The sequence below is a fragment of the Actinomadura sp. NPDC000929 genome, assembly GCF_040492065.1.
Taxonomy (GTDB): Bacteria; Actinomycetota; Actinomycetes; order Streptosporangiales; family Streptosporangiaceae; genus Spirillospora; species Spirillospora verrucosospora.
The window spans coordinates 1-21,399 of the sequence record NZ_JBEUPA010000121.1; the positions used below are offsets into that span (position 1 = coordinate 1).

The 21,399-nt window shown below is 74.0% G+C and carries 21 protein-coding genes; 5 read left to right on the forward strand and 16 right to left on the reverse strand.

The annotated features are described in order from the left end of the window. Together ABWI04_RS31565 and ABWI04_RS31570 are read right to left on the reverse strand one after the other, a co-directional pair. On the reverse strand, positions 1-184 hold a 184-nt coding region (locus ABWI04_RS31565; protein WP_353834697.1), incomplete at its 3' end, for an acyl-CoA dehydrogenase family protein. Further along, entirely contained in the window at positions 181-1,365 is a 1,185-nt protein-coding gene (locus ABWI04_RS31570) for an acyl-CoA dehydrogenase family protein (protein WP_345179348.1), read from the reverse strand. The genes ABWI04_RS31570 and ABWI04_RS31565, both read right to left, overlap by 4 nt. Positions 1,366-1,619: 254 nt before the next feature. On the opposite strand from ABWI04_RS31570, the gene ABWI04_RS31575 reads away from it, so the two are divergent. The 4 genes from ABWI04_RS31575 (at position 1,620) to ABWI04_RS31590 (ending at position 6,380) form a co-directional block, all read left to right on the forward strand. Beyond that, entirely contained in the window at positions 1,620-3,242 is a 1,623-nt protein-coding gene (locus tag ABWI04_RS31575; RefSeq protein ID WP_353834698.1) for a carboxylesterase/lipase family protein, read from the forward strand. A 95-nt stretch (positions 3,243-3,337) separates the two neighbouring features. Next, positions 3,338-3,742, forward strand: a complete 405-nt coding sequence (locus ABWI04_RS31580) for a LytR/AlgR family response regulator transcription factor (protein ID WP_353834699.1) — start codon at positions 3,338-3,340, stop codon at positions 3,740-3,742. A gap of 10 nt (positions 3,743-3,752) precedes the next feature. Further along, positions 3,753-5,336 (forward strand): outer membrane protein assembly factor BamB family protein, encoded by a 1,584-nt coding sequence (locus tag ABWI04_RS31585; protein ID WP_353834700.1) that lies wholly within the window; start codon positions 3,753-3,755, stop codon positions 5,334-5,336. Between the two features lie 267 nt (positions 5,337-5,603). After that, on the forward strand, positions 5,604-6,380 hold the full coding sequence (locus ABWI04_RS31590) for an NYN domain-containing protein (protein WP_353834701.1): 777 nt from the start codon (positions 5,604-5,606) through the stop codon (positions 6,378-6,380). A 5-nt stretch (positions 6,381-6,385) separates the two neighbouring features. On the opposite strand, the gene ABWI04_RS31595 is transcribed toward ABWI04_RS31590, so the two are convergent. The 3 genes from ABWI04_RS31595 to ABWI04_RS31605 all read right to left on the reverse strand — a co-directional run bounded on the left by ABWI04_RS31595 (position 6,386) and on the right by ABWI04_RS31605 (position 10,359). Continuing rightward, the gene (locus ABWI04_RS31595) at positions 6,386-7,696 is read right to left on the reverse strand and encodes a phosphodiester glycosidase family protein (RefSeq protein WP_353834702.1); all 1,311 of its coding nucleotides are present in this window, start codon (positions 7,694-7,696) and stop codon (positions 6,386-6,388) included. Positions 7,697-7,810: 114 nt separating this feature from the next. Beyond that, positions 7,811-8,767, reverse strand: coding sequence for a DUF5954 family protein (locus ABWI04_RS31600; protein ID WP_353834703.1), 957 nt, complete (start codon positions 8,765-8,767; stop codon positions 7,811-7,813). Between the two features lie 230 nt (positions 8,768-8,997). Continuing rightward, positions 8,998-10,359, reverse strand: a complete 1,362-nt coding sequence (locus ABWI04_RS31605) for a glycoside hydrolase family 10 protein (protein ID WP_353834704.1) — start codon at positions 10,357-10,359, stop codon at positions 8,998-9,000. Positions 10,360-10,777: 418 nt separating this feature from the next. On the opposite strand from ABWI04_RS31605, the gene ABWI04_RS31610 reads away from it, so the two are divergent. Continuing rightward, positions 10,778-11,788, forward strand: coding sequence for a patatin-like phospholipase family protein (locus tag ABWI04_RS31610; protein WP_353834705.1), 1,011 nt, complete (start codon positions 10,778-10,780; stop codon positions 11,786-11,788). 22 nt (positions 11,789-11,810) lie between these two features. Here ABWI04_RS31610 and ABWI04_RS31615 read toward each other — a convergent pair whose 3' ends face one another. From ABWI04_RS31615 to ABWI04_RS31665, 11 genes are all read right to left on the reverse strand, one after another. Then, a complete protein-coding gene (locus ABWI04_RS31615) occupies positions 11,811-12,842 on the reverse strand; it encodes a M20/M25/M40 family metallo-hydrolase (protein WP_353834706.1) in 1,032 nt (343 codons plus the stop codon). Beyond that, positions 12,839-13,624 (reverse strand): [LysW]-aminoadipate kinase, encoded by a 786-nt coding sequence (locus tag ABWI04_RS31620; protein ID WP_345179378.1) that lies wholly within the window; start codon positions 13,622-13,624, stop codon positions 12,839-12,841. The genes ABWI04_RS31615 and ABWI04_RS31620 overlap by 4 nt, the downstream gene beginning before the upstream one ends. A 29-nt stretch (positions 13,625-13,653) precedes the next feature. Continuing rightward, a complete protein-coding gene (gene argC / locus ABWI04_RS31625) occupies positions 13,654-14,667 on the reverse strand; it encodes an N-acetyl-gamma-glutamyl-phosphate reductase (RefSeq protein ID WP_353834707.1) in 1,014 nt (337 codons plus the stop codon). Further along, a complete protein-coding gene (lysX, locus tag ABWI04_RS31630; RefSeq protein WP_353834708.1) occupies positions 14,664-15,518 on the reverse strand; it encodes a lysine biosynthesis protein LysX in 855 nt (284 codons plus the stop codon). Before lysX ends, argC begins: the two co-directional genes overlap by 4 nt. Then, entirely contained in the window at positions 15,515-15,682 is a 168-nt protein-coding gene (gene lysW, locus ABWI04_RS31635; protein ID WP_179846692.1) for a lysine biosynthesis protein LysW, read from the reverse strand. The genes lysX and lysW overlap by 4 nt, the downstream gene beginning before the upstream one ends. Then, positions 15,657-16,667: a transketolase family protein gene (locus ABWI04_RS31640; RefSeq protein WP_345179384.1), complete on the reverse strand. Its 1,011-nt coding sequence runs from the start codon at positions 16,665-16,667 to the stop codon at positions 15,657-15,659. Before ABWI04_RS31640 ends, lysW begins: the two co-directional genes overlap by 26 nt. Continuing rightward, positions 16,664-17,503 (reverse strand): transketolase, encoded by an 840-nt coding sequence (locus ABWI04_RS31645; RefSeq protein WP_353834709.1) that lies wholly within the window; start codon positions 17,501-17,503, stop codon positions 16,664-16,666. Before ABWI04_RS31645 ends, ABWI04_RS31640 begins: the two co-directional genes overlap by 4 nt. Then, positions 17,503-18,348, reverse strand: a complete 846-nt coding sequence (locus ABWI04_RS31650; protein WP_353834710.1) for a family 3 encapsulin nanocompartment shell protein — start codon at positions 18,346-18,348, stop codon at positions 17,503-17,505. Before ABWI04_RS31650 ends, ABWI04_RS31645 begins: the two co-directional genes overlap by 1 nt. 11 nt (positions 18,349-18,359) lie before the next feature. Further along, positions 18,360-19,133 (reverse strand): SDR family NAD(P)-dependent oxidoreductase, encoded by a 774-nt coding sequence (locus ABWI04_RS31655; RefSeq protein WP_353834711.1) that lies wholly within the window; start codon positions 19,131-19,133, stop codon positions 18,360-18,362. Position 19,134: 1 nt separating this feature from the next. Further along, positions 19,135-20,022 (reverse strand): sulfotransferase, encoded by an 888-nt coding sequence (locus ABWI04_RS31660; protein WP_345179390.1) that lies wholly within the window; start codon positions 20,020-20,022, stop codon positions 19,135-19,137. Between the two features lie 230 nt (positions 20,023-20,252). Then, positions 20,253-21,290: a ketoacyl-ACP synthase III family protein gene (locus ABWI04_RS31665; RefSeq protein ID WP_353834712.1), complete on the reverse strand. Its 1,038-nt coding sequence runs from the start codon at positions 21,288-21,290 to the stop codon at positions 20,253-20,255. Positions 21,291-21,399 lie beyond the last annotated feature (109 nt).

The window sequence follows — 21,399 nt, forward strand, 5'->3', positions numbered from 1 at the left end:
CCGCCTCCTCCGGGACGGCCACCGCGAACGCCCCGGTCTCGGCGACCGCCGACCACAGCGCGCGCCCCGGCCCGGTGTCCCCCGCGGCCCAGGCGCGGGCCGCGTCGGCGGTTCCGGCCGCGCCCAGCAGCTTGCGCAGCGTCTCGCCGAACATCCGCTGTTCGGCGGAGAGAACGAACTTCACCGGGACCCCCTCGGCAGGCCGAGCAGCCGCTCGGCGATCACGTTGCGCTGGATCTCGTTCGTGCCCGCGTAGATGGGGCCGGCCAGCGAGAACACGTAGTTCTCCAGCCACTCCGACTCCAGCTCGCCGTCCGGGCCGAGCAGGTCGAGCGCGGTCTCGTGCAGCGCCACGTCCAGCTCCGACCAGAACACCTTGTTCAGGCTCGACTCCGCGCCGGCGTCGTCGTCCCGCGAGACCGTCTCGAAGCCCTTGAGCCGGTAGGCCCGCGCCCTGATCCACACGTCCGCGACCCGGTCCCGCAGCGCGTCGCCGGAGGCGTCCGCGCGCTCCTTCCACAGCTCGACGAGCCGCTCGGCCGCCGCGGTGAACCGGCCGGGGCTGCGCAGCGTGAGGCCGCGCTCGTTGCCGGCGGTGGCCATCGCGACCCGCCAGCCGTCCCCGGGCTCGCCGATGACGTCCTCGTCGGGGACGAAGACCCTGTCGAGGAACAGCTCGGCGAACGCGGGCTTGCCGTCCAGGCGCCCGATCGGGCGGACCGTCACGCCCTCCGCGTCCAGCGGGAACATCAGGTAGGTGAGCCCCTTGTGTCTACTCACTGCGGGGGGACGACCCCCCGCACCCCCCGGTTCGCTCCGCTCATCTCCGGACGCCTCGGGGTCCGACCGGAACAGGCCGAATCCCCGGTCGGCGAACGCCGCCCGGGAGCTCCACGTCTTCTGCCCGTCCAGCAGCCAGCCGCCGTCGGTCCGGGTCGCCGTCGCCCGCAGGGCCGCCAGGTCGCTGCCCGCGCCCGGCTCCGACCACGCCTGCGCCCAGATCACCTCGCCCGCCGCCATCGGCGGCAGGATCCGCGCGAGCTGCTCGGGCGTCCCGTGCTTGAGCAGCGTCGGCGCCAGCAGGTTGATGCCGTTCTGGCTGACCCGCCCCGGCGCGCCCGCCGCGTAGTACTCCTCCTCGAAGACCAGCCACTGGAGCACCGACGCGCCGCGCCCGCCGTACTCCTCCGGCCACGACACCACGCCCAGCCGCGCCGCGCCGAGCGTCCGCTCCCACTCGCGGTGCGCGGCGAAGCCCTCCCCGGTCTCCAGCGACGGGAGGGGCCGCGCCGGGACGTGCTCGCGCAGCCACGCCCGCACCTCGCCGCGGAACTCCTCGTCCGCCGCCCCGAACTCAAGATCCATGCGACCCTCTTTCTAACAACTGTTTGGTAGAGTATCCGCCCCTCGCCGCCCCCGCCGCCCCCTCCCGCCCAGTGAGATCCCCGGCGGCCGGGAAACCCCCTCGGAAGCCGCCGCTCGGCGGTGAGGGGAGGCCGTTCGGCGCGTCGGCGCCGCCGCTCTCCCGCATCTGCCGGGGATGTCCTGTCGTGGGGCTCCCGGGCCGCCTTACGTTCGGGCCGTCCGGCAGGAGACCCACGCGGTGAGGACGGTCAGACATGCAGTCCAGAAGATGGCTTCTCGCGGTCGCCTCGGCGGCGTCGGCGGGAGCGGCGGCCGTGGCGTTCGCGGCCTCGGCGCCCGCCCGGGCGCAGGACGGGCCGCGCGCCGGAGAGGCCCCGGCCTGCGCGGAGGGGACGACCGTGCGGACCGACAAGGGCCCGGTGTGCGGGACGGCGGGGGACGGCGTCCGCTCCTGGCTCGGCGTCCCCTACGCGGCGCCCCCCGTGGGGAACCTGCGGTGGGCGCCGACCGCGCCGCCCGCGGGTTGGACGTCCACCCTGGAGGCGACCCGGCGCGGGAGCGCGTGCCCGCAGCCGCCCGGCCTCGGACCCGGCTCGACCAGCGAGGACTGCCTCACGCTGGACATCACCGCCCCTGAGAGGACCGGCGGCCGGCCGCTGCCGGTGATGGTGGAGCTGCACGGCGGCGGGTTCCGGCTCGGGTCGCCGTCCGACGGGACGCACCTCGTCAGGGAGGGCGGCGTCATCAACGTCGGGGTGCACTACCGGCTCGGGATCTTCGGGTTCATGGCGCACGAGGGGTTCGGCGCCCACGCGGGCAACTACGCGCTGCGGGACCAGCAGGCCGCGCTGGGATGGGTCCGGCGCAACATCGCGCGCTTCGGCGGCGACCCCCGCAACGTGACGATCTACGGCGCGTCCGCCGGAGGGTCGAGCGTCTGCGCCAACACCGCGTCCCCGGCCGCGAAGGGCCTGTTCCAGAAGGGCATCGCGCAGAGCGGCGAGTACAACTCGCTGCTCGGCGTGGACGTCCAGTGGCAGCCGCAGGACTGCAAGGCCGAGCTGCCGGGCGAGGACGAGGCCCGGAAGGCCGGTGAGCGGTTCGCCGCCGCGCTCGGCTGCGAGGACGCCGCCTGCCTGCGCGCCCTGCCCGTCGACAAGCTGCTCAAGCAGGCCGGCAACGGCATCGGACCGGACGCCGGGACGCAGGGCCCGGTCGTGGACGGCGAGATCCTCCCGATGTCGCCCGCCCGGGCGTTCGCCGAGGGGAGGGTCAACAAGGTCACGCTGATGCACGGCGTCGACCGGGACGAGGTCCAGCTCCCGTCCGCCGACACCCCCGAGAAGTACCGGGAGTACGTCCGGCAGCAGTACGGGCCGCTCGCGAGCCGCGTCCTGAAGCTGTACCCGCTGGAGCGCTTCCCGGCGCCGTCCGCGTTCATCGCGTACCGGACGATCGTCGCCGACTCCAACTCCGTGTGCCCCGCGCTCCTCAACGACGAGCGGCTGGCCAGGCACATCCCGGTCTTCGCCTACCAGACCGACAACGCCGACGCCCCGCCCATGTTCTTCCTCGACCCGACGAAGCCGAACGGCTCCTACCACGTGAGCGAGAGCCCGTTCCTGTCGCCGTTCCCCGGCGGCGCCGAGCCGACCGCGAACCAGAAGGCGTTCGGCGCGCAGCTCACCGCCCAGTGGACGGGGTTCGCCCGCACCGGGAACCCCACCGTGGACGGGACGCCCTTCTGGCCGCGCTTCACGCCCCGGGACCCGGCCGTCCTCTCGCTCGTCCCGGCCGGGGACAGCCAGGTCACCCACGAGATCGCGGAGCAGCACCACTGCGGCTTCTGGAACCGGCACGCCCCCTTCGGAGGCTGAGCGCCTTGACGCCCGGTGCCACGACCTGTGCCGGACGTGACAGATGTCCCACCCCGCCCTTGATCATCGATCGGCCCCGCGGTTTCCATGTGCGCATGCACGCCACAGTGGTCGTCCTCGTGGTCGACGCCGGCGGGCGGCGGGAGGCCGCCGACGAGGTGATCCCGGTCGGGGTGGGGCGCGCGGTCCGGTTCATCCGGCGGTCGGACGTCCGGTACGCCGAGGCCCACGGCGACTACGCCCGCCTCTACACGGGCACGGGCAGTCACCTCGTCCGGGTCTCGCTGGCCGCGCTGGAGGAGGCGTGGCGGGACGCCGGATTCGTCCGCATCCACCGGTCGCATCTGGTCGCCCTCGCCCACGTCGAGGAGATGGTCGTCGAGTCGGGGCGGTGCACGCTCCGGCTCGGCGACGCGCGGCTGACCGTCAGCCGCCGCAACGCCGGCGCCCTCCGCGACCGGCTCGTCCGGGGCGCCCTCCCTGGAACCAGAACCCAGTGAAGGAGATCCCATGCGTCACAGCAGACGGGCGGCGGCCCTCACCGCCGCCGCGTGCCTGGCCGTCAGCGCGTCCGTCGCCCCCGGACCGGCCGCGTCCGGACGCCCCCTGCCCGGCGACTGGCCGACCTGGCAGCAGAACCTGAACGGCACCCGGTACAACCCGGCCGAACGCGGCATCACGCCCGCGAACGTCGGCGGACTCAAGCTCAGATGGGCCTTCGGTTTCCCGAAGCAGGCGGGCGCCCCCCACAGCCAGCCCGCCGTCGTGGGCCGCACCGTCTATTTCGGCGGCCCGGACGGACGCTTCCGCGCCCGCGACGCCCGCACGGGCGCGGCCAAGTGGGAGTTCGACCTCGGCACCGTCGGGACGGGTTTCGCTCAGGTCCGCGACGGCGCGGCCGTCTCCCACGGCCGGGTGTTCTTCGGAGACACGCGCGGCTACATGTACGCCCTGGACCAGGACACCGGCAAGCTCGACTGGGCGAAACGGATCGACGACCACGTCAGCGCCACCGTCACCAGTTCCCCCATCGTCTACCGGGGCCGTGTCTATGTCGGGGTGTCCAGCGGCGAGAACCTCATGGGCAAGGAGCACCCCTGCTGCACGTTCCGCGGCCACGTCGACGCCCTGGACACCGACACGGGCGAGCTCGACTGGCGCTTCTACACCGTCCCGGAGCCGCGCCAGGACGGCACCTGGCCGAACGGGGTGCCGCGCTACACGCCGTCCGGCGCGGGCGTGTGGAGCAGCCCGTCCATCGACTCCGCCACGGGCACCCTCTACGTCGGCACCGGCCAGAACTACAGCGGCAGCGGAGGGCACTTCGACTCCGTCCTCGCCCTGGACGCCAGGACGGGGAGACCGCGCTGGACCCGCAAGATGACCGACGTCGACACCTGGCGCCGCGAGTGCAGCAGCCCGTCCCCCGAAGACCAGCAGTACTGCCCCAACCTCCCCGACGGCACCGCCCTGGACTTCGACCTCGGCGCCGCGCCCAGCCTGTTCACCGTGCACGGGCGCCGCCTCATCGGCATCGGCCAGAAGGTCGGCGTCTACCACGTCCTGGACGCCCGCACGGGGGAGATCGTCTGGCAGCGCCAGCTGTCCACGCCGATGCCGGGCGGCGGCCTGAGCGGGATCCAGTGGGGCGCGAGCTACGACGGCCACCGCCTCTACGTCGCCACCTACATGGCGAACCCGGGCACGCTGTTCGCGCTCGACCCGTCCAACGGCCACGTCGCCTGGAAGACGCCGAACCCGGCGGACGGCTGCACCACCGGCGGCGCGGCCCAGTACCCGAAGGTGTGCCGCCTCGGCCACCCGCCCGCCGTGACGACCACCCCCGGCCTCGTCTGGGAGGGCGGCATGGACGGCAAGATGCGCGCCTACTCGTCCCGCACCGGCGAGGTCCTCTGGAGCTTCGACACCATCGCCGACTTCCCGACCGTCGACGGCGGCACCGCCCGCGGCGGCTCCCTGGCCGGCGGAGGCGGCGCCGTGGTCTCGCACGGCATGGTCTACGTCCTGACCGGCGACATGTTCACGCCCTACCCCAACGACAAGGGCTACGCCCTCCTCGCCTTCAGCCGCTGACGCGGGCGACGCCGCAGAAGGCGTCCACCTCCGGCGGCTCATCGAACGGGGACGGCTCCGGCCGCCACCGCGACACCGGCACTACGCCCGGCGCCGCCCAGCCAGTGGTTCCAGATCCGCGCCGAATGCGGAGCCCGCGATCCTGTTGCGGTCGGCGCTTCCGGCGACCCGCTGGCCCATGCCGGGCATCCGGCAGGGCATGCACGACCTCTGATGTACTGGCCACGCCGCTCGGTCGAGCGGCTCGGTGGCGTTCGGGAGGTGCGTATGGTCAGCGAGAACACTGCCAGGCTGGCGGTACTGATCGATGCCGACAACGCGCAGGCCGCGATCGTCGAGGCCCTGCTGGCCGAGGTCGCGAAGTACGGGACCGCGCATGTCAAGCGGGCTTACGGCGACTGGACGGGCACCAGCCTGCGGGGCTGGAAGGAGCGGCTGCTCGACCAGTCGATCCAGCCGGTCCAGCAGTTCGCCTACACCAAGGGCAAGAACGCGACCGACGCGGCGATGGTCATCGACGCGATGGACCTGCTGTACTCCGACCGCTTCGACGGGTTCTGCCTCGTCTCCAGCGACAGCGACTTCACCCGCCTGGCCGCGCGCATCCGCGAGTCCGGCCTGACCGTGTACGGCTTCGGTGAGCGCAAGACGCCCAAGCCCTTCGTGGCGGCGTGCGACAAGTTCATCTACATCGAGAACCTCCTGTACGACCAGGACGCCACCACCCCGGCCGCCGCGACGCTCAAGCCGGCGCCCCCGACACCGGCCGCCAAGCTGAAGAAGGACGCCGCCCTCGTCAACCTTCTCCGCAACGCCGTCGAGGCGGCCTCCGACGAGGACGGGTGGGCCGCCCTGGCGTCCGTCGGCCACATCATCACCAAGCAGCGCCCCGAGTTCGACTCCCGCAACTACGGCTACGCCAAGCTCAACGAGCTGATCGCCGCGACGACGCTGTTCGTCCTGGACCGCCGCAGCCCCGGCGACGGCAAGGCGAACATCATCTACGTCCGCGACAAGCGCCAACAGGACAAGAAGTCCTCCTAGCCCCGTTAACGCGCGCCACCCGGGCGAGGGCGGTGCGGGCGGTCTGGTGTGAAGACGCCGATGCCGTTGGCGACCGCGCGTTCTGAGCCGTCCGACGGGGTGTTGCGGACGGTCACCGCGGGCTCGCCGGGGGACCGGGCGACGAGCGCCGAGGAGCCGCCGCCGTCGAGGTTCACGGCGTCGTCGGCGCCGGCCTTGTCGAGCAGGGACGCCAGTTCGGCGACGGTCAGGCCGCCGCTGCGCTCGGACCTGCCGTCCACCACCACGAGGTAGAAGTGCCGGCCGTCGCGGCTCACCCCGGCCGCCGTGCGCGGCGCCGGGCCGGTGGCGCTCAGGCCGTCCAGCGGCCTGCCGTCGCGCAGGATCGGGAACCCGCCCACGGCGAACCGGAAGCGGACCGGCCCGGTGAAGCGGTAGGAGACCCGCACCCGGTCGCCGGGCTTGAGGCGGCGCAGCGCACCGGCGCCCTTCTCCCGGCCGACGAGCACGGTCGTGCCGGACGGGATCGCGCCGCCGCCCACCGTGCCGGAGACCCCCGTCACGACGCCCCGCCGCACGGTCACCTCGGCGGTGTCCGTGCTGCACGGGTCGTTGCGCACCTTGTCCGTCCCGCACACCGCGCGCTGCCGCGACACATCCCCCCATTCGGGACCGAAGGCCCCGACGCCGCCGACCGGGAGCGCGTACTGGTTGAGGCCGCGCAGGGCGATGGACGTCCTGCCGGAGCGGACACTCCCGGCCAGGCGAAGGCGCCCCACGTGCCCGCGCCGGTCGACGCCGACGCCGATGACGTCCTCGGCGGACGTGCCGGGCGGCAGCGAGGGCCCGAAGCGCTGCCCGTCGGGCACGGCGCCCTTGAGCGGACGGCCGCCGTCCACCTCGGGCCCGGACGACGACCCCGTGGGCGCCACCCCGGCATGGGTCTCGCTGATGTTGAAGAAGTCGCCGTTCACCCCGGCCACGGCGTTCTGCGCGTCCGCCATCGCCGACACCGTGCGCCTTGCGGCGACCACGGGCGGCCGCAGGAGCCCGACCCCGGCCTGCCGCAGGTCGACGTCCACCAGATTCCCGGCGACCGCCCCGCCTGCCCCGGACGTCTCGAACCCCCGCAACGTCGCCCCGGACGCGAGCCTCTCGGAGGAGGTGAACCGCACGTCCCCGACCTCGGCCGAGACGCGGGCCCGCGCCCCTGCCGCGTCGGCGCGCTCCCCCGACCCGGCCCCGTCACCGGCCGGCGCGTCCGCCCGCGCCGGACCCCACCCGACCCCGACCACCACGACCGCCGCCGCCCCCACGACCACCCACCTACCAGCCATCCGCCCACCTCTCCACCTGGCTTCTCTGCTTTTGATCATGACTCGCGCCGGGTGAAAGGCAAAGGATGCGGAGGGTGACACCCGGGGAAGATCACGCGACGCCCACCGGCGGGGTCAGCCGAAGGTGGGGAGGCCGTAGCGGTCCTGGTCGGAGGGGCGGGGGGCCTCGGGGCCGTCGCGGCCCAGGCGGAGCATGCGGCAGACGCGGACCGTGCGGAACTCGCGGCCCCGGACGTTGAACCTGTGGCCCGGCGTCGCGCGGATGCCGTCGGCGATCGCTGTCCACTCGGCGAGTTCGGCGTCCGACGGGGAGTCGCCCTGGAACTCGCGGAGCCTCGGCATCAGGTCGGTGAAGTGGCGCGCCAGCCGGTCGCGGGCCTCCTCGGGGTCGTCGCCGCCGGTGAGCGGGGCCCAGGCCTCGCCGTCGACCTCCACCGCGATGAAGGTGGGAGGGAGCAGCACGACCCCGGGGTGGGTGCGGACCGCGTGCCGCGCCTCCGTGCGGACCATCTCCGAGACGGTGCCGGGCACCGGGAGCCGCCCGACGAGGTTCAGCCGGAGTTGCGCCTCCCACTGGCCGCACGGCGCGGGCGGGTCGAGCAGGTGGTCGCGCAGCAGGGCGTCGGCGGAGAGGTCGGCGTCGGTGGACCGGGGCGGCTCCATCACGCGGTCACCGAGCAGGATGAACTTCTCCACCCGGATGACCCGGTAGCGGCGGTCGCCGATCTCCCACTCGTCCTTGGCGAGCTGCTCGCCCTCCTCGGGGTCGAGGCGCGCGGCCGCCGCGAGCATCGCGCGGGCGGTCGGGGGGTCGGTCTCCTGCGCGGCGGCGGTGCGGAGGTCGATCGCGAGGTTGTAGCGGGCGGTGGCCGGGCCGTCCGCGCCCAGCGACCCGATCCGCCATTCTTTCCCAAATTGCACCGCATGGCCGAATTCGGGGGATCCTGCGGGAAAGAGCTTGGGGTACCGCCGGATCCGCTCACCGAGTTCCCGGTCTCGGACGTCCGCGACCGGATCCAGCCGGGCCACCACGTTGATGTGGTCGTACCCGGGCATCAGCGGGAAGGTCATGCCCGCATCCTGGCCGGATGCGGCAACCCCCGCACGGCTTTTCTCGCATTCGAACGCCGGAAAGATTGGGAGTTGAGGTATTTGCAGCAGTTATTCGAGCGCCCTATCGGTGAGGATGATAACGGCTTTCGTATCGTCCGGAGGGGGGCGGAGGCGCCCGCCCGGGGGCCGTCCGGCACGGCGGCATGGGAGCCGACGCCGTGCCGGACGGCGGTCTCGCGGAGCGGGCGTCAGGGACTGCCGCAGGTGACGGACGGGGCCGCCTGGTTCCCTCCCGGGGCGTTGACGGTGAACCCGAAGGAGGCGGACGCGCCCGGAGCGAGGTTCGCGTTCCAGCTCACCGGTTTCACCGTGACGACGTTGCCGCTCGTGCTCGGGGTCCCGTTCCACAGGCCGCTGATCTGCTGCCCCGAGCCCATCGTCAGGACGGCCGTCCACGAGCTGACCGCGCCGGCGCCCGCCGTGATGGTCACCTGGCCGTTGAAGCCCGTGTCCCACTGCGCGGTGCGGGTGTAGGCGCAGGTGACGGTGCCCGGATCGCCCGGGCCGCCTGGGTCCGTGCCGCCGAGGGCTTCGAGGGACGCGTTGTAAGCGGGCTTCTTGCCGTAGTTCCCGTCGAACAGCAGTGCTGCCCCCTCACCGGGGAAGACGTCGGGAATCCACGAGTACTTGTCGGTGATGCCCCAGACGGTGATGACGGTGCAGCGCGGCACGGCGAGGCACGCGGAGACGACCTTCTTGTAGTCGTTGGCCTGGGTGGCGAGCTTGGAGGCGTCGGCGGGCGTGGACATGCGGATGTCCAGTTCGGTGATGTGGACGTCCACGCCCAGGTCGGCGAAGCGCTGCATGTTGGCCTGCATGTCGGACGGGACGCCCCCCAGCGTCAGGTGCGCCTGCAGGCCCACGCAGTCGATCGGGACGCCGCGCGCCCTGAAGTCCTTGACCATGGCGTAGACGGCATTGCTCTTCGCGTTCTGGCCGTCGATGTTGTAGTCGTTGTAGCAGAGCTTGGCGCCGGGGTCGGCCGCGCGCGCCGCCCGGAACGCCTCCTCGATGTAGCCGTCGCCGATGACGCGCTGGAACACCGAGTCGCGCCGCGCGCCGGAACCGTCCTGGAACGCCTCGTTGACCACGTCCCAGTAGGCGATCTCGCCCGCGAAGTGGCCGGCCTCCTTGGCGATGTGGTTCCGCATGGCGCTCAGCAGGTCGTCGCGGGAGGAGATGGCGCCGACCCAGCCCGGCAGCTGGTTGTGCCACACCAGGGTGTGCCCGCGGATCTTCATGCCCTGCGCCTGGGCGTGGCCGACGAGCTGGTCGGCGGCGCCGAAGCCGAACGAGTTCCTCGACGGCTCGGTGGTGTCCCACTTCATCTCGTTCTCGGGCGTGAGCTGGTTGAACTCGCGGTCGAGCGTGGAGGCGTACGCCGACTCGCCCAGGTGGGACTGGGCCGCGGCGGCGCCGAAGACCCGGCCTTTCGCCGCGGCGGCCTCCTTGAGGGTGCCCGGGGCGGCCGACGCGGGGAGCGCGACGGCGACCAGCGCCGCCAGGAGCAGTGCGCTCGCGCCGAGCAGCGCGAGAAGTGCTCTCCTCATGGTCTCCTCCTTGGGGTGGGGGACGAGAACCACCGAAAAGTTTCGACATCTTTTCGGCAGTCGAGGGGAAACTAACCCCAGGAAACTCGGGCGTCAACGGGCTTTCCTTGTTTTCACAGGTCAGTGAGGCTGGCTGGTGATCCGGTCCGAGATCGTCCGTCGAAAGTTTTCGGACTGTGCTGGCGGGAGAGTCGGTCTCGATGCCATCTGCTGATCGATTCCGTTCGACCGAAGGTCGTTTTTCTCGATCGAGGAAAATGCGTGGCGAAAAACGCCGGACGGACCATTGAAATAATGATCGATAGGGCATCTTCCCAGAGAGGGGCGGAACGGAATCCATTCACATGCCAGTCGTTTTCCGCTGCCCCGGAACAGTGGACCGCGGCGTCCGGCGGGCTCCGCGGCGGAAGGGAGATCGATGGGAGATGCGGCAGTGCCGCGCGCCGACCTCGTGCTGGAGGGCGGCGGCGTGAAGGGCATCGCGCTGGTCGGCGCGATCGCCGAGACGCAGGCGCGGGGTTACCGGCTCGGCGCGCCGGCCCGCGTCGCGGGGACGTCCGCCGGCGCCATCGTCGGAGCCCTGCTGGCGGCCGGGATGCCGGTCCCGGAGATGGTCGAGCTCATGCGGAAACTCGACTACCGGTCGTTCCAGGACGGCTCGCGCTTCGCCGTCGTACGGGGCCTGTCTCTGCTCACCACCCTCGGGCTGCACAAGGGCGACGCCCTGCACCGGTGGATCTCGGCGCGCCTGAAGGAATGCGGGGTCGAGACGTTCGGTCAGTTGAGACTGCGCGATCCCGATTCGGCGCTCCCGCCGGAGCGCGCCTACAAACTCGTCGTCGTGGTCTCCGACGTCAGCAGCGGGCGAATGGTCCGCCTGCCATGGGACTACGAACGGTACGGCCTGGATCCCGACGAGCAGCCCGTCGCGGACGCGGTGCGCGCCTCGGCGTCCATTCCGGTGTTCTTCCGGCCGTGCCGCGTCTGCCGCAAGGACGGCCGCGCCTGCGTCCAGGTGGACGGCGGGATGCTCTCCAACTATCCGATCACCATCTTCGACCGGGAGGACCGCGAGCCCCGCTGGCCGACGTTCGGAGTGAAGCTGTCGGCCCGCCCGCTTCCCGGGGGCGTCTTCCCGCAGTGGCGCGCCGTCCGCGGCCCGGTCGGCTACGGGCGCGCGCTCGTCTCGACGATGGCGGAGGCGCACGACCGGGTGCAGATGGACGAGCCGGCCATCGTGGACCGCACCATGTTCGCCCGCACCGACGGTGTCCTCGCGACCGACTTCGACCTCGACGCGGCGACCCGCGACCGTCTCTACGCGGCGGGCCGCGAGGCCGCGGCCCGCTTCCTGGACGACTGGGACCACCGCGCCTACCTGGCGCGCCACCGGGCTCCCCGCCCCGTCGCGAGCCCGGCCCCCGACTGACCGGGCCGATCCCGGCCCCGGGTCAGAGGGTGGCGGCCAGCTCGTCGAGGGCGGTGGTGAGCACGTCCACGCCCTTCAGGAACTCGGCGATCTCGATGTGCTCCTCGTCGGAGTGGTCCAGCGAGCTGTCGCCCGGCCCGTACGTCGCCATGGGCACGTCCCAGTGGGGGGCGACGGTGTTCATGTCGGACGTGCCCGTCTTGAGGGTGGGCCTGGGCGTCCCGCCGTGCCGCCGGATGGCCGCCGACACCGCCCGCACCACCGGGTCGGTCCGCCCGCGCCGGACCGCCGGGACGTGCCGGACGACCGTGACCTCGCCGCCGTTCGCGCGGGCGCGCAGCCGCTCGGCCAGGGCCTCCGCGTCGTACCCGGGCGGGACGCGGCAGTCGACGTCGAGCCGCGCCTCGGTGAGGTCGCCGTGGACGCCGCGCAGGGTGGCGGCGGGCAGCCCGAACGCGCCGTGGTCCCGCTCGGGGCCGAGCGCCTCCAGCAGGTCGTGCCAGAACGCCACCGCGACCTCGGTGGCCTTGGCGGCGGGGTTGGTGGAGTGCGTCGCGGCGCGGGCCACCCGGTACCCGATGTCGATCTTGCCCTTGTAGCCGAGCACGACCCGCGACCAGCCGCTCGGCTCCCCGACCAGCAGCGCGTCCGGCGCGGGGACGGTGCGCGCCAGGTGCTCGCCGCCCCGCGACAGCCGTTCCTCCTCCACCGCGCCCACGACCCGCAGGGTGCCGGGGAACGAGGGCCGGGCCGCCGCCGCGCTGATCATCGCGGCGAGCGGCCCCTTGGCGTCCGCGGCGCCCCGGCCCACGAGCCGGCCGCCCTCGCGCCGCGCGGGCAGCGGCCGGTCGACGGTGTCGAGGTGGCTGAGCAGCATCACCACGGGCCCCCGGCCGGTGCCGATGTCGCCGATCACGTTGCCGGCCTCGTCGCGTCCCGCGGCCATGCCGAGGTCGTTCATGACCTTCTCCAGGTACCGCGCCAGCTCGTCCTCCCGGCCGGACGGGGAGGGGATCGACAGCATCGCGTGCAGCAGGTCGACGGGGCCGCTCATGTGATCTCCAGTGTCGTGCCGGCGCCGTCCAGGGCCGCGGTGACCGGGCGGGGGATCCGCCCGTCGCCGATCGACACCCGGGGGACGCCCGCGAGCAGGGCCTCGCGGGAGGCGATGAGCTTGCGGTGCATGCCGCCGCTCGCCGCGTGGGGGACGGGGCCCTCGCGCGGGAGCGGGCAGCGGTCGAGCAGGGAGCCCTCGTCGGACGGGTCGCGCAGCACGCCCGGCGCCGCCGTCAGCAGGACCAGCCGCTCGGCGCGCAGCGCGCCCGCGACCGCCGCCGCGACCCGGTCGGCGTCCACGTTCACCGGCGCGCCGTCCTCGCCCAGCGCGGGCGGCGACACCACGGGCACGAAGCCCGCGCCGACCAGCACGTTCAGCAACCGCGGCCGGACACCGGTGAGCCGCCCGCTGTGGTCGTCCCGGACGATGACGGTGCGGCCGTCGCGCACGGTGCGCTGCGCGGGCTTGCGCCGCGCCCGCAGCAGCCCGCCGTCCAGCCCCGTCACTCCGACGGCCGGGACGCCGCTCGCGGCCAGGGCGCGCAGCAGCCGCGGCTTGACCCGCCCGGCGAGCGCCAGCGTGAGCACCTCCAGCATGGCCGGATCGGTGTGGCGGCTGGTCACGCCGCTCGGCGAGACGAGGGTGCGGGCGGGCACGCCGAGGTCCGCGGCGAGCCGGTCGACGTCGGCGGCGCCGCCGTGCACGAGGACGGCCCGGCCCGCGAGCCCGGCGAGGTCCGCGCACACCGTCTCGGCGGGCACCGCACCGCCGCACTTCACGACGACGATCCCTCCCGCACCGGCCCCCATCAGACCGGGTGCAGGCCGGGGAACCCCAGGCCCAGGGTCTCGGGCTGGCCGGTGCGGATGTTCAGGCACTGCACCGCGGCGCCCGCTCCGCCCTTCACCAGGTTGTCCAGCGCGGCGATCGCGGTGATCCGGTCGCCGTCCACCGCGAAGCCGACGTCGCAGTAGTTGGACCCGGACAGCAGCTTCGGATCGGGGAGCCGGTGCGTTCCCGTGCGGTGCGCGACGATCCGCACGAACGGCTCGCCGGCGTAGCGCTCGCGGTAGGCGCGGCGGACGGCCCTCTCGTCGGCGGAGGCGGAGCCGGTGGCGTGGCAGACGACCTGCACTCCGCGCACGGCCTCGACCCCGGTGGCGGTCATCCTCGCGTTCAGCCCGGTCAGCCGCGCCACCTCCGCCTCGTGGCGGTGCCGCACGGGGGCGAACACCCGCAGCGCGCCGCTGCGTTCGGCGTGCAGGTTGGCGTCCCCGGCGAGGGCGCCCGACCCGCTCGACCCGGTGCGGGCGTCGATCTGCACGTCCGGGCCGATCAGCCCGGTCAGGGGGTGCAGCGCCAGGATCGCCGCCGTGGCCATGCACCCGGGCACGCTGATGAGGTCGGCCTCGGCCAGCTCCGCGCGGAACAGCTCGGGGACGCCGGGGACGAACGCGCCGAGCAGTCCGGGCGCGGCGTGCGGGACGCCGTAGTACCGCTCGTAGACGGCGGGGTCGGGGTCGCGGAAGTCGCCGGAGAGGTCGATGACCGTCCTGGCCCGTCCCCTCATCTCGGGCAGCAGGCTCATGGTGGCCTTGTGCGGGGTCGCCGTCAGCAGCACGTCGCAGGCGCCGAGGTCGTCCGGGGCGCTGAACAGCAGGTCGGTCTGGGCCCGCAGGTTGGGGTGGACGGAGTCCACGCGGCGGCCGGGGAACCGGGTCGAGACCGCGTGCGCGACCTCCGTCCCCGGATGGCCGATGAGCAGCCGCAGCAGCTCGCCGCCGAGGTATCCGGCGGCGCCCAGGACGCCGACCCGGATCACGCCGCCTCCAGCACATGGGAGACGATCGCGTCCGCGACGTCCACGTCCTCGCCGTGCGCGTCCTGGAACCCGCGGAACTCGACGTTGTGGTTGACCTCCAGGACGAGCGGCCCCTCGGGGCCCTCGATCAGGTCGACGCCCAGGATCCCGCCGCCCACGGCCCGCGCGGCCCGCAGGGCCGGCTCGACCAGGTCGGGCGTGAGCGGGCAGGGCTCGGATCGCGCGCCCCGGGCGGCGTTGGTGCGCCAGCCGTCCGAGTAGCGGTACGTCGCGCCCACCACCGTGTCCCCGGCGACGATCACCCGGATGTCGCGTCCCGGTTTGTCGACGAGTTCCTGCAGGTAGACGATGTGCTGGAGCGGGGAGGGCAGCGCGGCCCGGTGTTCCAGGACGGCCTGCGCCGACTCCCGGTCGCGTACGGCCGCCGCGAGCCGTCCCCACGACCCCGTCAGCGGTTTGATCACCACGGGGAAGCCCAGCCGCTCGGCGGCCTCGGCGCCCTCGTCCGGGGTGAGCGCGACCGCCGTGCGCGGGGAGGGGACGCCGGCGCGCTCCAGCTCCAGCGAGGTGCGCAGCTTGTCACCGCACACGGTGATCACCTCCGACCGGTTGACCGTCGGCACCCCGCGCGCCTCCAGGATCATCGACGCGTAGAGGGCGCGGCTGTGGGAGATCTCCCGGTTCAGCGCCGCCGCGTACCGCGGCCCGGCGCTCGCCGCCCCACCGCCCAGTTCGGCGCTGAACCGCCGGGTGTCCACGTGCGCGTACGGCACGCCGCGGCGCTCCAGCGCGGCGAAGACGCGCTTCTCCTCGTACCGCACCCGGGAGGCCAGCACGGCCACCGGCCTCACTCGCCCCAGTCCTCCTCGATCTCGGGGGCGAGCGCGAGGGTGACCGGGTCGAGGCCGACGACCTCCAGCTCGCTGGAGCAGTCGGCGCACTGCGCGATCTCGCTGAGCCGGACGGGCTCGGCGAGCTGGACCGGGCCCTCACACTCGGGACAGGTCTGGGTCATGCGTGCCACCTCCGTGGGTTCCGCTGGTCAGGTGCAGCGCGGCGGCGACGACCGCGCCCGCCGTGATGCCGTACCGGTCGAGCAGGTCCTCCTGGCCGCCCGCGCGCTCGGCGAACGTGTCGGGCATGCCGACCCGCGCCACCCGGGCCGGCGCGTGCTCGGCGAGGGTCTCGGCGACGGCGCCGCCGAGGCCGCCCGAGCGCCAGTGCTCCTCGACGGTGACGACGCCCGCGGTGCCCTCGGCCGCCGCGACGACGGCCGCGACGTCGAGCGGGCGCAGCGTGTGCAGGTTGAGGACGGCGGCGCGCACGCCCTGCCCGGCGAGCCGGTCGGCGGCGCGCGCCGCGGCCAGCACCGGGTGCGGTCCGCAGGCGACGATCGCCACGTCCCCGCCGCGCCGCAGCCACTGCGCCCGTCCGATCTCGAACGGGCCGCCTCCGGGCGCCGCGCCGTCCAGGTCGGGGGTGGCGGAGCGGCCGAGCCGGATGTAGGCGGGGCCGGGCAGCGCCGCGCTCTGCCGGACGGCCTCGCCCGCCTGCCCCGCGTCGCCCGGGACGACCACGGTGAAGCCGGGCAGCGCCCGCATGATCGCCAGGTCCTCCAGCGCGTGGTGGGTCGGGCCGAGGTGCCCGGCGGCCAGCCCGCCGTGGGTGGCGACGATGCGGACCGGCAGCGCGTTGTACGCGATGTCGATCTTGATGGCCTCCAGCGCCCGGGTCGCGGCGAAGGTCGCCATCGTGGTGACGAACGGGACGTTCCCGCTGGCGGCCAGGCCCGCGGCCGTGCCCATCAGGCTGTGCTCGGCGATGCCGAGGTTGAGGTAGCGGCCGGGGACGCCGGCGAAGGCGGCCGCCTCGAACAGTCCGGTGTCGCTGTCCAGGCAGTACAGCCGGTCGTCGGCGCGCATCAGCTCCGGCAGCAGGTCGCGGTACACCTCCCGCGCGGAGCGCGGCCGGGGCGTCTCCTGGGCGCGGCCGGCCGTCACGGGACGGCCCGCCTGCGCCGGGCCTGGAGCACGGCCAGGGACCGCTCGGCCTGGCGGCCGCTCAGCCTGGCGTAGTGGCTGCGCGTCTTCGCCTCCAGCGACGGCAGGCCGCGCCCCTTGACGGTGCGGGCGAGGACCACCGTCGGAGGCTCCTCTCCGGTTCCGCCCGGGGCGAGCGCCTCGCGCAGCGCGCCGAAGTCGTGGCCGTCGGCCTCGCGCACCGTCCAGCCGAAGCTGCGCCAGCGGTCCGCCAGCGGCTCCAGCCCGATCGCGTCCTCGGTGGGGCCGGTGATCTGGAGGCGGTTGCGGTCGACGACGGCCGTCAGGTTGCCGAGGCCGAGCGAGGCCGAGGCCATGGCCGCCTCCCAGACGGCGCCCTCCTGCAGTTCGCCGTCGCCGAGGACGGCGAAGCAGCGGCGCCCCCGGTCGGCGACGGCGAACCCGTTGGCGAGCGCGAGCCCGTGCCCGAGCGATCCGGTGGGCATCTCCACCCCCGGCACCGCGCGGACGGGGTGGCCCATCAGCCGGCTGCCCGGCCGTGAGTAGTCCGCCAGCTCCGCGACGGGGAAGAAGCCCCGCTCGGCCAGCACCGCGTACAGGCACATCGCGCCGTGCCCCTTGCTGAGGATGAAGATGTCACGCTCCAGCGCGGCGGGGCGGCGCGGATCGACCCGCATCACCTCGAAGTACAGCAGCGTGAGGATCTCCACCAGCGACATCGAGCCGCCGAGGTGGCCGCCCTCCGGCCCGGCGCACATCCGCACGATGTGCTCGCGGACCCGGTGGGCGACCGCCGGAAGGTCCGCCGCCGGACCGGCCGGCGCCGGCGCGCCCATCAGCGCCCGCCGGGAAGCGAGGCGAGCACGAAATGGCCGGGCAGGTGGACGGCGAGGCCCTCGCGGATCTCGGCCACCAGCGCGTCCCCGTCCAGCCGGATCGTCGAGGACCGGCGGTCCAGCAGCGTCGCGGCGGCGGTGAAGTCGCCGACGAGGGCCGTGCCCGCGGGCACCATGCGGGTCCTGCTGACCTTGACGCCCTGCACGGCGAGCCGTTCGAGGAACGCGCCGTCCGCCACGAGCGGCCACCAGTCGTCGGGGTGCATGACGATCCCGTCCGCCGACCCGCCGTACCACTCGCACAGCGCCGCCGTCGCGAGCAGGGTCCGGGCGGCCGAACCGCCGTCCGCCGGGTCGGAGGGCCGTTCGCGCAGGCCCGGGACGCGCAGCAGGCCCTGGATCGGCCCCGTCCCGTTGAGCAGGACGTCGTTCTCCGCCGTACCGAGCCGCACCAGCAGCCGGTAGTCGACGAACGCGGCGAGCGCGGCCGGGTCGGCGAGGATCTCCTTGGGCACCGGCACCGAGGCCCGCACGACCTGCGTCCGGACGGTCGCGGAGCCGACCTCGAACTCCCACTCCGGCGCGGCGTCGTCCGGCGAGGTGTTCTCGGCCCGCTCGGTGAAGACGGTGATCTCGTCGGCGCCGACGACGGCCTTGCGGAGCAGGTGCCGGACGGTCAGGCGGGGACGGCGCTTGGCGGGCGGGAAGAGGTCGCTGATGGAGGCGCGCAGCTCGACCGCCGCGTCCGGCCCGTGACGGGCGTGGGCGAGCGCGAACTCCTCGCCCGGGCTGCGCCGGGTCAGCTCGGGGTCGTCCAGCATCATGCGCACGTCGGGCACCGGCATCTCGGACATGGTCAGACCCCCAGGGAGCGGCCGCCGTCGACGACCTGGACGGTGCCGGTGACGAAGCTCGCGCGGGCGCTCAGCAGGAACACCCCGGCCGCCGCGACCTCCTCCGGCCGGGCGACCCGGCCGAGCGGGATGCCCGCCTCCCGCGCGACGCGGGCGGTCTCCGCCTCGGGTTCGCCGGTGAGGCCGGACAGCAGCGCGTCCGTCGCGGTGTATCCGGGCGCGAGGACGTTGACGGTGACGTCCCCGGGGCCGAGTTCGTGCACCAGGGTCTTGGCGTAGCCGACGAGCCCGGTCCGCACGATCCCCGAGAGCGCGAACGCGGGGATGAGGTCGCGGATCGTCTCGCTGGTGACCATCAGGATCCGGCCCCAGCCGGCCTCCCGCAGGTGCGGCAGCGCCGCCTGCGCGAGCCCGATGTGGGAGACCATCGCGAGGTCGAGGGCGGCGCGGTAGTCGTCCGGGCCGAACGCCCCGGTCGGCCCGGCGGGCGGCCCGCCGGCGTTGGTGACCATGATGTGGACGGCGCCGTGCTCGGCCGCGGCGTCGTCCACCCAGGCCCGCGCCGCCTCGGTGTCGCGCACGTCCAGCGCCCGGGTGCCGACCTCCGCGCCGAGGTCCGCGCGGATCGCGTCGCGGGCCTTGGCCAGCCGGCCGGGGTCGCGGCCCGCGATCGACACCGCGGCGCCCTCGCGGACCAGGTCGCGGGCGATCGCGAAGCCGATGCCCGCCGACCCGCCCGCGACCAGGGCCACCTTTCCGTCCAGTCCGAGGTCCACGTCACACCCTCTTCTCGTAGCCGTACCGGTGCAGCAGCGGGAGCGCCATGAGCGTGGTGGCGGAACGCTGGGAGCGCGGGAGCGCGGCGTGCCACCTGCGGTCCTCCTCGATCCGGGTCCGGCCGCGGCCGAACCGGTTGGGGTTGCCGGTGACGGTGTGGTTGCCGCCGAGCTCGACCGTCCCGTCGGCGGCCACGGGGTTCGGGCCCTCGTGGCCGAGCAGGTCCAGGATGGTTCCGACCGCGGCGCGGGGGCTGCGGACCAGCGCCTCGTAGCGCATGTGCAGCGAGCGGTCCGGGTGCGCGCGGCCGACCGCCTCGGCCGCCAGGTTGAAGCCGGTCCAGTGCCAGGTGCTGTTCAGCGCGGAGCGGCGGCCCGTGTACGCCTTGGGCCGCAGCCACGAGCAGGCGACCGCGCGGGGGTCGCGGATCAGGTGGACGTAGCGTCCCTCCACGCCCGGCAGGGACGCCAGCAGCGCGGCGTCGGAGGCGAACTTGGAGCTGTCGACGATGACGCGGGCGCCCGAGACCCGGGCGATGGCGCGGTAGGCGGCGGCGAGCGCGTCCGGCCACCCGTTGCGCGGCGGGTCGCGCAGCACCCGCCAGGTGTGCCGGGTCCGGTACGCGTCCTGCCAGGCGACGACCTCGGCGGCGTGCCGTTCGAGGGACGTCCCGGGCGGGCGGACCTCCTCCAGCACCGCGGACCAGAACGGGCATTCGCGATGGCCGAGCCCGCACCCGCACCTGCCGTTGCTGCCCGTTCCGAGAACCCCGTTCAGCCAGAGGAAACGCAGTTCGCCGACGTGCACGATCCCCGGGGCCTCGGCGAGGACGTTGCCCAGCATGGTGCTGCCGCTGCGACACCAACCGGTGATGTAAAGCACCTTCATTGGCAAACCGCGACCTTCCGGGGTGTACCGGCACAAGCTGGTCGGGAACATAAAAACATGATCTTCCGTAAAGTGGAACCATCAAGAGAGGAACAGGATTGATTCGTCTTTTTGTGACGTCATGACATAACAGAGCGGGGTCGTGATGGCCGGGACCGCCAGCGCTCCGCAATATCGGCGGGCACGCTGGTGGGGGCGCCGGTGAGCGCCTGACGTGGGAGCGGCTCGCGTCAGCCGCCCCAGGCGGGACGCTCGACGATCTCGACAGCGGCGCACGTCCAGGCGAACCCGGCGCCGATCCCGACCAGCAGCACCCGGTCGCCCGGCCCCACCCGCCCGGACTCCACCAGATCGGTCAGGCCGGTGAGCTGGTCGGCCGCGCCGACGTGGCCGGTGCGGCGGCCCCAGTCCCAGGTGGTGCGCTCCACGTCCAGGCCCAGCGGCTCGGCGTACCGGGTGCGCAGCACGTGCAGGCCGACGTTGGGGAAGGCGAACCGGGAGATGTCGGCGATCTTCAGCCCGGCCTCGTCCAGCGTCCGGCCGACGGCCTCGGTCAGGCCGGAGGCGGTCCGCTCCGCGAGGCTCCCCACCAGCGCCCTGGCGTGCGCGGCGAAAGCGGAGCGGCGCGCACGCACGTCCACCGGGCGGCCGGGCGCGGACGCGAACGGCTCGTCGCCGCGGTACATGCCCTCCAGCGCGGTGTCGACGACCGTCGAGACGGCCAGCAGCCGGGCGAAGCCCTCCCGGGCGAGCACCGCCGCGGCGGCGCCGTCCCCGTAGACGATGCCGCGCACGTCCCCGCGCCACCGGTCGAACCCGGGGTCGGTGAACCGGTCCGCGGTCGTGACCAGGGCGGACGCGCGGGACGCGTCGGCGGCCAGGTAGGAGGCGGCCAGCTCCAGCGCGCCGAGGGCCCCCGCGCACATCTGCTGGACGTCCAGCGCGGGCGCGTGCCGGCCGTCGTCCCCGAGGACCTCGCGGTGCACGTACGAGGCGGCCGGCCAGTAGTCGACGCCCTGGAACCAGGCCGACGCGTGCAGCAGCAGCGCGACGGCGGACGGCGGGATCCCGGACCGCTCCAGCGCGCGGCGCGCCGCCGCGGCCGCCATCTCGGGCGGGGCCTCGCCGGCGGCCACGGCGACGGAGGCGTACCCGTCGGCCCTCCGGTCGTCGGCGTCGTAGCGGCCGCCGTCCACCGCCCCGTCCACGTCCACCGCCTCGGGAATCCGGTGGGCGAGCCCGGCGAGGAACAGACCGTCGCAGCGCATGTGCGGACCTCCGGAGAGTGACGGCAAACAAATCACACATTATGTTGATCTTCTTCGCGGGGCGAGAGCCGTTTCGGTGGCGGAGGGAGATCGCAGTGGGCGACGGACG

Excerpts from the sequence above, each read along its gene's own strand:
- ABWI04_RS31570 (WP_345179348.1), bottom strand. The coding sequence starts at position 1,365 with ATGGATCTTGAGTTCGGGGCGGCGGACGAGGAGTTCCGCGGCGAGGTG.
- ABWI04_RS31575 (WP_353834698.1), top strand. The coding sequence starts at position 1,620 with ATGCAGTCCAGAAGATGGCTTCTCGCGGTCGCCTCGGCGGCGTCGGCG.
- ABWI04_RS31580 (WP_353834699.1), top strand. The coding sequence starts at position 3,338 with ATGCACGCCACAGTGGTCGTCCTCGTGGTCGACGCCGGCGGGCGGCGG.
- ABWI04_RS31585 (WP_353834700.1), top strand. The coding sequence starts at position 3,753 with ATGCGTCACAGCAGACGGGCGGCGGCCCTCACCGCCGCCGCGTGCCTG.
- ABWI04_RS31590 (WP_353834701.1), top strand. The coding sequence starts at position 5,604 with ATGGTCAGCGAGAACACTGCCAGGCTGGCGGTACTGATCGATGCCGAC.
- ABWI04_RS31595 (WP_353834702.1), bottom strand. The coding sequence starts at position 7,696 with ATGGCTGGTAGGTGGGTGGTCGTGGGGGCGGCGGCGGTCGTGGTGGTC.
- ABWI04_RS31600 (WP_353834703.1), bottom strand. The coding sequence starts at position 8,767 with ATGACCTTCCCGCTGATGCCCGGGTACGACCACATCAACGTGGTGGCC.
- ABWI04_RS31605 (WP_353834704.1), bottom strand. The coding sequence starts at position 10,359 with ATGAGGAGAGCACTTCTCGCGCTGCTCGGCGCGAGCGCACTGCTCCTG.
- ABWI04_RS31610 (WP_353834705.1), top strand. The coding sequence starts at position 10,778 with ATGGGAGATGCGGCAGTGCCGCGCGCCGACCTCGTGCTGGAGGGCGGC.
- ABWI04_RS31615 (WP_353834706.1), bottom strand. The coding sequence starts at position 12,842 with ATGAGCGGCCCCGTCGACCTGCTGCACGCGATGCTGTCGATCCCCTCC.
- lysW (WP_179846692.1), bottom strand. The coding sequence starts at position 15,682 with ATGACCCAGACCTGTCCCGAGTGTGAGGGCCCGGTCCAGCTCGCCGAG.
- ABWI04_RS31645 (WP_353834709.1), bottom strand. The coding sequence starts at position 17,503 with ATGGGCGCGCCGGCGCCGGCCGGTCCGGCGGCGGACCTTCCGGCGGTC.
- ABWI04_RS31650 (WP_353834710.1), bottom strand. The coding sequence starts at position 18,348 with ATGCCGGTGCCCGACGTGCGCATGATGCTGGACGACCCCGAGCTGACC.
- ABWI04_RS31660 (WP_345179390.1), bottom strand. The coding sequence starts at position 20,022 with ATGAAGGTGCTTTACATCACCGGTTGGTGTCGCAGCGGCAGCACCATG.
- ABWI04_RS31665 (WP_353834712.1), bottom strand. The coding sequence starts at position 21,290 with ATGCGCTGCGACGGTCTGTTCCTCGCCGGGCTCGCCCACCGGATTCCC.